This is a genomic window from Photobacterium proteolyticum, assembly GCF_001939735.1.
In the GTDB taxonomy this organism is placed as follows: domain Bacteria; phylum Pseudomonadota; class Gammaproteobacteria; order Enterobacterales; family Vibrionaceae; genus Photobacterium; species Photobacterium proteolyticum.
Genome location: NZ_MJIL01000066.1, coordinates 1 through 10,795, shown reverse-complemented (window position 1 = coordinate 10,795; position 10,795 = coordinate 1). Strand labels below are relative to the sequence as shown.

8 protein-coding genes are annotated in these 10,795 nt (G+C 41.7%); 6 read left to right on the top strand and 2 right to left on the bottom strand.

All coding sequences use genetic code 11. The features are described 5' to 3' along the window. Nucleotides 1–94 precede the first annotated feature (94 nt). From BIT28_RS10870 to BIT28_RS10860, 3 genes are all read left to right on the top strand, one after another. The gene (locus tag BIT28_RS10870; RefSeq protein WP_075763577.1) at nt 95–2,032 is read left to right on the top strand and encodes an AAA family ATPase; all 1,938 of its coding nucleotides are present in this window, start codon (nt 95–97) and stop codon (nt 2,030–2,032) included. Nucleotides 2,033–2,166: 134 nt separating this feature from the next. Further along, nucleotides 2,167–3,336: an AAA family ATPase gene (locus BIT28_RS10865; protein WP_075763576.1), complete on the top strand. Its 1,170-nt coding sequence runs from the start codon at nt 2,167–2,169 to the stop codon at nt 3,334–3,336. Between the two features lie 3 nt (nt 3,337–3,339). Next, nucleotides 3,340–3,954 (top strand): HNH endonuclease, encoded by a 615-nt coding sequence (locus BIT28_RS10860; RefSeq protein ID WP_075763575.1) that lies wholly within the window; start codon nt 3,340–3,342, stop codon nt 3,952–3,954. Nucleotides 3,955–4,120: 166 nt separating this feature from the next. On the opposite strand, the gene BIT28_RS10855 is transcribed toward BIT28_RS10860, so the two are convergent. Both BIT28_RS10855 and BIT28_RS10845 read right to left on the bottom strand, forming a co-directional pair. Then, nucleotides 4,121–4,450, bottom strand: coding sequence for a helix-turn-helix transcriptional regulator (locus BIT28_RS10855; RefSeq protein ID WP_075763574.1), 330 nt, complete (start codon nt 4,448–4,450; stop codon nt 4,121–4,123). A gap of 1,328 nt (nt 4,451–5,778) precedes the next feature. Beyond that, entirely contained in the window at nt 5,779–6,684 is a 906-nt protein-coding gene (locus tag BIT28_RS10845) for a hypothetical protein (protein ID WP_075763573.1), read from the bottom strand. Nucleotides 6,685–7,272: 588 nt separating this feature from the next. Here BIT28_RS10845 and BIT28_RS29805 point away from each other — a divergent pair. From BIT28_RS29805 to BIT28_RS10835, 3 genes are all read left to right on the top strand, one after another. Continuing rightward, nucleotides 7,273–7,428, top strand: coding sequence for a hypothetical protein (locus BIT28_RS29805; protein ID WP_217696626.1), 156 nt, complete (start codon nt 7,273–7,275; stop codon nt 7,426–7,428). An 85-nt stretch (nt 7,429–7,513) separates the two neighbouring features. After that, nucleotides 7,514–7,813: a hypothetical protein gene (locus tag BIT28_RS29295; protein ID WP_175577518.1), complete on the top strand. Its 300-nt coding sequence runs from the start codon at nt 7,514–7,516 to the stop codon at nt 7,811–7,813. 757 nt (nt 7,814–8,570) lie between these two features. Continuing rightward, a partial coding sequence (locus tag BIT28_RS10835; RefSeq protein ID WP_075763571.1) for an SEL1-like repeat protein occupies nt 8,571–10,795 on the top strand: 2,225 nt, incomplete at its 3' end.

Genomic DNA, 10,795 nt, shown 5'->3' with positions numbered 1-10,795 from the left:
GTTATCGCTGGCATTCATGTTAATGTGGCTACCGATGTATTGTTGAACGCGAAATGTACAGCAAAGATCAACACGCCCTAGGAATAAAAATAATATGTTACTCTCAGAAGTAATCACAATTAACTATAAAAGTGCTCAGAAAACGGCATTAAAAATTAAGGCGAACTCTCCTACGATTCTTATCGGGGAAAATGACTGTGGAAAGACAACATCACTTAACTCAGTTCGTTTGCTTTTAGAACATTCATTCTCTGCTTCAGTACCTAATGATAAAACAGAAAAGAATGATCTCTCTCACACAGCATTAACAAGGGCGGAAATCAATGCTCAGCTAAATGAGCGTGAGCTTCCTCAATTGTTTGACTCCATTGAAGATGAACAACAAAAGTTCATAGTATGCATCGGGAAGTTTCAAATCGAAGATTTTGATTTAGAATCTGAAGAGATATCGAATCATCTACGTTGGGTAATGGAATCAGCGAGGTTAAGTGACGATCAGAATCGATATTTCTATAAAGCTAGAGTAATTAATGCATCTTCAGGTTCATCTGAGATCTTTTATGCTCATGACCACCCAGACGCAGAAGATTTAAATGTTATATACAGTATGGGACAGGCTCCAATTAATACTGCTATGACGAACCACAATCCTGAGCAAGAAAACCTAGTAAATGACAATGGTGAAGGTCGTTTTTCCATTTACGAAAAAATGCGTTCAATACTTAACACAGTTCCTTGTACGTTCAAGTTTGTTAAGTTCGGCGATGACGCAAAGCAAAAGAAATGGAAAGTGGATCTACAGGTTGCATATCCTGAATATGCATATCTGAGCTGGAATGAGTCGCTCGAAGGGATAACTAAGGCAGCCAACGCTATACTGTCGGATTCGATTGAAGTAGAAGTAAATCGAGCAAAGAAAATCTCCGCAAGGCTTAGAACTAGGGCTCAAACCAAAATCAATCAAAAGCTAGAGGAGCTTGGTATCCACAATGAAGTGCCAAGTATCCAAAGTATTAGCGCTAGCGTCAACTTTGAGTTAAAAAACCAACTTACAGATCTCTTTGTAGGTAAAGACAGCTCAGAAGATAATGTTCACATTGATAACCAAGGTGAAGGAATAAAGCGTCAAATATGGTTTGCATTATTAAAACTTCAAGCGGAGCAAAGTGGCACTAGTAATAAAAGATATGTATGGTGTTTTGATGAACCAGAGACCCACTTGCATCCAAAAGCACAGCGAGAGTTTATAAGTACTCTTAGGCTTCTTTCCGCACAACACTTTCAAGTTATTGTCAGCACTCATAGTACGATTTTCGTGAACGCTTCGAAGTTAGAGGATATAAACACCTTCAGAATCAACAACAGCTACACTCAAATTGGTGCAATTGGTGAAGTTGAAGACATATTTGATAGCTTAGGTGTTATGAATAGTGACTTCCTGTTCTTCAATAAATTCTTAATTGTTGAAGGAAACACGGAACAGGCTCTAATTCCCATGCTTTATCACCAGTACACTGGTAGCACGCTTCGAGAGGACAACATCCAGCAAATTAACTTGAAAGGGTGTACTAACGAGGATATCGCCAATGATCTTCTAGATTGTTTGATTGATGGTTTTGCAAAACGGGATGATATTTCAGTGTATATTTTTGATGCTGACACAAATAAACAAGAGAATGAACAAGTGTTTGTTGTTGGTAAGCAAGATCTTGAAGATTCACTTCCCGTAACTATTTGGCCGAGTATCGTAGCCGAAGTGTACGTAGGTGATATAGAAGTAACGCAACAAGACATTACTAATATCATTGATAGTATTCCAGTGGCTCAACAAGGGCATACATTGCAAGCTAACCAGAAGTTTGCACCTAAGTTGCAAGCGTTAATTCGTCAAAAACTACACGCTATTGGTGAGTCTGAACGAATCGTGGAGTGGCCAAATAAGAGTTTTGATTGGGGCGCTAAAATTGGTAGTCACATGGAAGTTTCTGATATACCTGAGCCTATTAAACGAGCGTTCGATGCACTTAACTAAATATGCTTAACAAAGGCATCAAGGTGATGCTTTACGCTCGGCGGTTTTAGTATGGAGTCTAGTGCGCTTGGTTGGTTCGGTGTTGGTGCACCTTATGCCGGGCGTTAAGTATAAATCAGTATATTGGTAAGTATATGAATGTAGATAATTTAAAGTTAACATCGGATTTTACTGTTTTTATAGGTGAGAATGGTTGTGGAAAAAGCGAAATATTAAACCAACTATCCCAAAGATATGTAGATAATGGTCAACACGTTATTGCAATTGCTCATTGCATACACGATAAATTTGATAGCGCACTTAATAAGAAGAAAAACTTTAATTTTATCGGAGCAAGGTATGGCTCTGAAATGACAAAGATTGCTTTAAAAGAGGTTCTAAAGACGTTTAGTGATAGTAACAAAAGTAACAAAAGTAGCAAAAGTAATTTTAGTCTGTCTCAAATTTTTGAATATGTTGGCTACCAACCTACAGTAGGTTTATCATTCGAGATAAACTACGATAATATCGAATCACTTTCTATCACTCTTTCAAGATTAAATAGAAGTGAAATGAGACATTCAAATGTTAGAGATTTGATCAAGGCATATGTTTCGAGCTCGAAGAACAGTGAACTAATTTGGATTGATTTTAGTTATAAGAATTTTTCGTCATTAGCAAACACAAGATATCTAGAATTATTGAAGTATGAGGATGAGCTTACTTCCCTAGGCATAATTAAAAAGACTAATTACTTCTTAATAAAAAGAAATCGAGTTATTAATCTCGACGGGGCAAGCTCTGGAGAATTGTATCAAATAGCAAATATTTCATATATTGCATCAAAAATTAAAAAAAATAGCATAATTTTAATTGATGAACCTGAAAATAGTTTACACCCAAAATGGCAGAAAGAGTACATTAGCAAGCTGTTTAGTTTCTTCTCCCTCTACAGACCTAAGTTTGTATTAGCAACTCACTCACCTCTAATGATATCGAGTTTAGATATCGATAACAAGTATACTGATTATAATATAAATACATCTGTTTATAGGGTTGAAAATTTTTCTATAAATAAAATAGATCATGAATCTACAAATGTAGAGGGAATATTGTGGGATATGTTTAATGTTATTACACCAGAAAATAGATTCCTTTCTAACCTTCTTGTAAATTTGATGAATGATCTTAATGATAGAATGGTAACGCGAAAGTATGTGTTGGACTGTATAGAAAAATTATCTTCGAATACTAGTGATGAAAGACAATTATCTGCACTGCAAGAGGTTAGAAATATTGTTCTACATTCAGGAGTAGGACTGTAACAAATGAACTATACACTCGAAGAAATAAAATCCATAGTGCAGGCTCTAAAAGAAACAAATCCATGGGTATCTAATCATGTTAAGGATATAAAGCAAAGAATAAAAAGTAATCACTTAAATAAAGTAACCCCAAAGTGTTGTTATTGTTTGAGGGATTTTACTGGTGAATTTAGATATGACATTGATATCGAACACATACTCCCAAAGAGTAAATACAAATATTGTATTTTTGATCTGGAAAATTTAAGTATTGCGTGTAAGAGATGCAATATGAAGTTGAAAAATGACAAGGTAAATTTTCTTGCCATAGATCTACTTACTACATATGGGAAATGGAAGACTAAATATTTTAATAGTAATTACTATTATTTTGTGCATCCTAATTTGGATAATGTTTATGAGCATCTGAGAATTGTAAATTCAAGAGTTGATGATCTAAATTTTAAAAAATACTTTCCAGTTGATAACTCAGAAAAGGGTCGATTTACTTATGATTACTTTGAGTTGAATGAACTTGAAAGTGATAGTCTGACGCAGATTCAAGGTAGTATAGTAGCTGAGCCAAAATCTGAGCTAGCGAAAGATATCGCCGAAGTTCTAAAAAAGCACGGGTTTTAGTAAGTAGTATATACACTTAACAAACTATTTAAGAGTGATTCGCAACGCGTGACATTCTCAGTTCAAGGTTGGGTTTCGTGTTTAGGCACAACTGTTGAGACTCGGTGGTTGCGTTGCTCACCCTTAACAAGGTGACAAAAAGCGGCCACTCGGCCGCTTTCCATCCTCACCGCCCACAGCCCCCAATACCTTCTTTCCATTCTTCAACCGCAGAGCGTAACCACCGCAGCGGCATAAGCGTTACCGGATCTGGAAACCCGCGGTTTTGGCGCCACTTGTAGATGGTGGCTTTGCTGGAAATTTGGAACATCTCCAACACTTCTTTATGGCTGATCAGTTGCAGTGATGACTGTTCATCTAAGGTTGTAACTGGTTGAGATGGTTTAGGCAATGAGCTTTGATTGTCTTCAGATTTTGTCTGTGACGGTGTCACGTTAATGTCTGATTTAACACAATATGTGACATCAACAGTAGGGTAGTTAGTGTAATTGTACATTTTGCTGCTCCTCGTCGGCTTCGAACCAGGCATCTACGCCATCTGTTTCAATTTCACCAGTGGCGCAGCAGTTGAGGCACTTTGCTTTATCGCCGTCATACAGCCATTCGTCATTGCCAAGTTCGCATTTAGTTAGATAAGGCAACTTCGATTTGGTTACTGTCGCAAACGGTGCAGTTTAGCCAAGTTGGCCTTAAAGTCTTACTCATCACGATTTCCTTAATTCGGGTTGTTACTGGTGTAAAGCGAATAACCGACATAAAAAGCAGCACAGCCGATGGCGTAAATGATTACTGGTAAATGTTCCATCATGAATACTCCGTTGAATTTGGTAGTAACTGCGGATCGAAAATCCTTACCCGATTTGTTGTGTGCCAGCATGGTAACAACGCTCGAAGAGGCGGCATAAGAAGATGAAAATGGAAAAGTTGCTAAGTAAATTCGGAATGAAGGGGATCACCTACGGCCCCAGAACTGTCGGTAAAGCTTTGCTCAGCCTCGACGAGTAGCTGGCCGTGGTAGGCATTACATAGAAGGAGTCACCGGTTGGCTTTCACATCCTATTTGTAGAATGCCTAACCGACAGGGATTTAGCCAGAGAGCTATACCAACTAACCTGGTTAGAAGCCGCCAAAGCCATGCAAAAATGACGCGGCGTCTACCCACCCAAAACCATCGAAACCCTGTGCCTAACTGCCATGGCAGAAGCCACTCAACAACTCGGCCAGCTTTGCCCCGAGTGCAATGGGCTGGGATGGTAACCAACAAGCACCGCGTCACCCGCAAGTGCCCATGCTGTAAAGAAGGCCGCATAGAGTGGACAACAGAAACCCGCTTCGCACTCTTCTGCCAGAAACTACCGATCACGTATTCACGCTTCAAGCGGTACTCAACAGTATTATAAAAGCTGGTTGAATGGCTGACAGGGCAGAGAACTGCGGCAGTGCTGGCGTTGCAGGGTAGGGTAGAGCGGGAAGAGGCAGAGGTGTTGGAGGTGGCTTAGGGGGAGAAGGAAAGGCGACGGGAAGTCGCCTTTTGAGGAAAATGTTAATCTACGTTTTCTGGTAAAGGATATTCAATGAATTTGAAATCGTTACAAGTACGAATTTCCTCTTAGTACTACTGGGTTCATCTTTAATTCGAGGGGGATGAATCTTCGTAATCACTCAGCACTGTGCCTAGGTGATTTTTGTAGGTATCTTCTAGTTCATACTATTATAGAGAGCGCACAGCCTGCAATAATGTGCGCTCCACTGAAGAACCTGCCAAGTGCACAGACCGCCGAATGTAATGCTCTTAAAGCGTTGTTATGGAGCGAAAAGGCAGGTTTATTTAGACATATAAGTACTTGGATAAATATACTTTAGTAAGTAACTATTAAAATCTTCCTTGCGTATTTTTTCTGATGCGATTTTTCTTCTCTCATCAACAAGTTCTATAGATGTCTTGACTACTCTAAAACCAATAATTATCGGAAAGAAAAATGTCCAAAAGAGTTTGTTAAACATTGAATCTTCCTTAATATTCATTGTTTCTCTTATTGCACCTAAGTATTTAGATGTTGTTTCCAAATTACGTAAACTATTACATTGAACAGACGCCATATCAGACAGTTCTTTATATTTATCAGTTCTATTACCAGTTAACTCACTATACCCATCACCCATCTCAGCAGTTTTACAAACTTCTAAGCGCTTAGCTTTACTTTTACCATTGAAGCTGCAAACTGCTAAAACTTTCTTGTCTAAGCGACTATCCATAATAGTTTCATTAACCATACCACACCGCTTTTTGAGTTCTCCCTCGCTCCTGATCAATAAGACCTCATAATTAGCGACGTCATGTGTAATATTTTCTTCTATATTTTTCAAGTGAGTATAGTATAATGTATCAAGGGTTACTAGAATTGTAATAAAACTTCCAATATACCAGAAGTAGTCATATGATTTTATTAGCAGCTTTCTGTTAATTTTTCCCAACCCCCAGTTTCGTCCTCTAATTACTGAGAAAAAGAAAGTATGCCAAAATATCACTGACAATAACCCTGATATAATTCCTAATAAAAACCACTCTTTTCCTATTAACCAAGTAAAGCCATATTCTTTTATTGTAGGGTAAAGGATTACTAAATCCTTAGCACCTTGAAAAAAAGGAAGCAGCAAGAACACGATAATAATAATGCTTATCAATAATAAAACTCGAACAAATCGCTCAAGAAACACACTGTTTTTCAATTATAACTCCTAGTTTATTGATTATAAAGAGAACATTATAACATTGAATAGTCATTGATATTATCCAACTCTATATTAATTACTCCATGATATTTTATTCAATGATCATAGATTGCATGTCCTCTCTGAATTGGGACGTATACGATCTGTGCTCGCTATATCTTCATTTTATTCCTAGAACATGAAGATTGCTACTCAGGCGTATCGGAGAGAGGTATGTTTAAAATGCATATGCATTTATATAAAAACACTACCGCCCTTGAGTAACAGCCTCAAAGCCAGATCACATCAAAATTTGCAGCACATTATGCCGTAAAACCAGACGTCCAAATTGTGTGATATATCAAACTTATTTATCTTTTAATAAAATTAATGTTTAAAAATAATGGTTTGTAATCAGTTGGTGAGTTCTCCCTTTGGTTTGATGACTAGCTATCTGTACAAATTTCAACCTGAACGTTGGCACTCACCCCTAAACGATGCATGATTACTACGTTGGAAAACCTCGCCTGATGGCGGGGTTTTTTCGTTTTAGCACTATCAACATGAATTGGCGCTTCTGGCTTTTGGTCGGCGGCGCTTTTTTGTATGGGTGGAAAGCATGCAGGAAAAGCTATCTTCGGCGTTGTCTTATCTTTGTGTGCGGCTGTTGTTATCGTTGGTCTGTTATCGGTTCTGCCTTCCGGCACACTGAAAACCAGTGATGCCGGGCTGAAGCTGATCATGGACTATGAAGGGTGCTAGTTAAACGCCTATCAATGCTCTGCCAATGTATGGACTAACGGTTATGGCCACACGGTTGGTGTTACGCCGAATTCGGAAGTAACCCATGAAGAGGTTTTTAATGTCGGGGCAGGGAATTTTCAGCGGTCTACCTGCTGAAAAAGACAAGGCTTCACAACTCACTGTTGATTCTCTCACTGCCAAGAACCATGCACTGGATAACCAACTGCAGGGGTTGGTGCCTCGCAGTGTTTCTTTCAGCGTAACCAGGAAGCTAGAGAACGACAGCAGAAGCCTCCGCAATATGGCCGCTACCCATCCAGCTACTCGTTGCCGTTCAGAAGGTAGTCAAACCCAGCCGAGCGAGGTCTGCCATTTATGGCAGCTATTCAGCCCACAGAAGTAATACCATTCATCAAAAGGTGGCCTGCCGCGACTACAATCTTTTACCTTGGAGTTATCTTTCTATGGCGACGACTACAGAACCTGTGAGGGGGATATGATTGATGCTATCCGAATCCGGTAACCTCAAAGAGGTATCAACCGGCACCTGAGAGCCAGAGTTTAGAATCGTCTTCAAGTATCCGAACAATGAAGAGGCAAAAGCCGCAGTCGTCGCTCGAGCAAAAAGCGTGAAGTCGGGGAGTGGCACGTGTTCTTCAAACTGGAAGTATTGAATTTAAATATTACCGTTGAGCCCGAGTTCTAGTCAGCCCGTCTCAGGGCAGATCTTAAGTTTTAATCTGTATTGGTTCATACACTCAGGCAGTTCTGGTGAATGGTCATGCATTATTTAGCGTTCAATCAATAAGAGCTCGGTTTAATATTTAATTAGAGCTAATGCTCATTTTTTGTCTGTTATCAATTTATGCTGGTTGAGATATCACTAAAATCGCCCAATTAAAAATCATTCATTCATGATCTCAATATGCGCTTAGATATCAAACCTATAACGATAAATGTCATAGCATTACTGCTATTAACGGCTTGCTCCACTACTTCCAATGATATTAAGGAGCTAACTTTGCAAGCAGAGCTAGGTCATGAGAGATCGCAGTATAAACTCGGCTTGAGGTANTATCAAACCTATAACGATAAATGTCATAGCATTACTGCTATTAACGGCTTGCTCCACTACTTCCAATGATATTAAGGAGCTAACTTTGCAAGCAGAGCTAGGTCATGAGAGATCGCAGTATAAACTCGGCTTGAGGTACGACAAAGGACAGGGTGTTGAGCAAGATGACCAAGAAGCGGTGAAGTGGTACCGACTGGCTGCGGAGCAAGGCTATGCGAGCGCGCAGAACAATCTTGGTGTTATGTACCGCTATGGTGAAGGTGTTGAGCAAGATAACCAAGAGGCGATGAAGTGGTACCGACTGGCTGCGGAGCAAGGCAATGTGAGGGCGCAGACCAATCTTGGCGGGATGTACGACAAGGGTCATGGTGTTGAGCGAGATGACCAAGAAGCGGTGAAGTGGTACCGACTGGCTGCGGAGCAAGGCTATGCGAGGGCGCAGACCAATCTTGGCGGGATGTACGATAAGGGTCATGGTGTTGAGCAAGATGACCAAGAAGCGGTGAAGTGGTACCGACTGGCTGCGGAGCAAGGCTATGCGAGGGCGCAGACCAATCTTGGCGGGATGTACGATAAGGGTCATGGTGTTGAGCAAGATGACCAAGAAGCGGTGAAGTGGTACCGACTGGCTGCGGAGCAAGGCTATGAGAGGGCGCAAACCAATCTTGGTGTTATGTACGATGACGGTGAAGGTGTTGAGCAAGATGACCAAGAAGCGGTGAAATGGTACCGACTGGCGGCCGAGCAAGGCTATGCGAGAGCGCAGCTCGATCTTGGCTGGATGTATGAGAAAGGTCATGGTGTTAAGCGAGATGAACAAGAAGCGGTGAAGTGGTACCGGTTGGCCGCCGAGCAAGGCAATGCGAGGGCGCAAAACAATCTTGGTGTTATGTACGATGACGGTGAGGGTGTTGAGCGAGATGACCAAGAAGCGGTGAAGTGGTACCGACTGGCTGCGGAGCAAGGCTATGCGAGGGCGCAAAACAATCTTGGTGTTATGTACCGCTATGGTGAAGGTGTTGAGCAAGATAACCAAGAAGCGGTGAAATGGTACCGACTGGCTGCGGAGCAAGGCAATGTGAGGGCGCAGACCAATCTTGGCGGGATGTACGATAAGGGTCATGGTGTTGAGCAAGATGACCAAGAAGCGGTGAAGTGGTACCGACTGGCTGCGGAGCAAGGCTATGAGAGGGCGCAGACCAATCTTGGTGTTATGTACGATGACGGTGAGGGTGTTGAGCAAGATGACCAAGAAGCGGTGAAGTGGTACCGACTGGCTGCGGAGCAAGGCTATGAGAGGGCGCAGACCAATCTTGGTGTTATGTACCGCTATGGTGAAGGTGTTGAGCAAGATGAGCAAGAAGCGGTGAAGTGGTACCGACTGGCTGCGGAGCAAGGCTATGAGAGGGCGCAAACCAATCTTGGTGTTATGTACGATGACGGTGAGGGTGTTGAGCAAGATGACCAAGAAGCGGTGAAATGGTACCGACTGGCGGCCGAGCAAGGTTATGCGAGGGCGCAGCTCGATCTTGGCTGGATGTATGAGAAAGGTCATGGTGTTAAGCGAGATGAACAAGAAGCGGTGAAGTGGTACCGGTTGGCCGCCGAGCAAGGCAATGCGAATGCGCAAAGCAATCTTGGCGTAATGTACAACATTGGACACGGTACTGAGCAAGATTTTATAGAAGCGGTGAAGTGGTTTCGACTGGCAGCCGAGCAAGACTTTGTGAGTGCGCAATTCAATCTTGGCACAATGTACGACAAGGGGCGCGGTGTTGAGCAAGATGACCAAGAAGCGGTGAAGTGGTACCGGCTGGCAGCCGAGCGAGGCTATGTGAGTGCGCAAACCAATTTGGGCTGGATGTACGAGAACGGTCAGGGTGTTGAGCAAGATTTTATAGAAGCGGTGAAGTGGTACCGATTGGCTGTCGAGCAAGGCGATGCGAGTGCGCAGAACAATCTTGGTACTATGTATATTAATGGTCGGGGGGGTAAGCGAGATGACCAAGAAGCGGTGAAGTGGTACCGGTTGGCCGCCGAGCAAGGCAATGCGAATGCGCAAAATACTCTTGGCGTTATGTACATTAATGGTCGGGGTGTCGAGCAAGATGACCAAAAAGCGGCGAAGTGGCTTCGAATGGCTGCTAAGCAAGGAAAAGGCCTGGCGCAAAGTAACCTCGCGTTGATGTACATCCATGGTTGTGGTTTGCCAAAAAGCAATTTCAACGCTTACATGTGGTTGTTCTTGGCTAAGCAAGAAGGTTTGAACAAAGAAGCAAAAGCTGAATTTGATAAGTTAACAAAAATAAT

Excerpts from the sequence above, each read along its gene's own strand:
- BIT28_RS10870 (WP_075763577.1), top strand. The coding sequence starts at position 95 with ATGTTACTCTCAGAAGTAATCACAATTAACTATAAAAGTGCTCAGAAA.
- BIT28_RS10865 (WP_075763576.1), top strand. The coding sequence starts at position 2,167 with ATGAATGTAGATAATTTAAAGTTAACATCGGATTTTACTGTTTTTATA.
- BIT28_RS10860 (WP_075763575.1), top strand. The coding sequence starts at position 3,340 with ATGAACTATACACTCGAAGAAATAAAATCCATAGTGCAGGCTCTAAAA.
- BIT28_RS10855 (WP_075763574.1), bottom strand. The coding sequence starts at position 4,450 with ATGTACAATTACACTAACTACCCTACTGTTGATGTCACATATTGTGTT.
- BIT28_RS29805 (WP_217696626.1), top strand. The coding sequence starts at position 7,273 with ATGGGTGGAAAGCATGCAGGAAAAGCTATCTTCGGCGTTGTCTTATCT.
- BIT28_RS29295 (WP_175577518.1), top strand. The coding sequence starts at position 7,514 with ATGAAGAGGTTTTTAATGTCGGGGCAGGGAATTTTCAGCGGTCTACCT.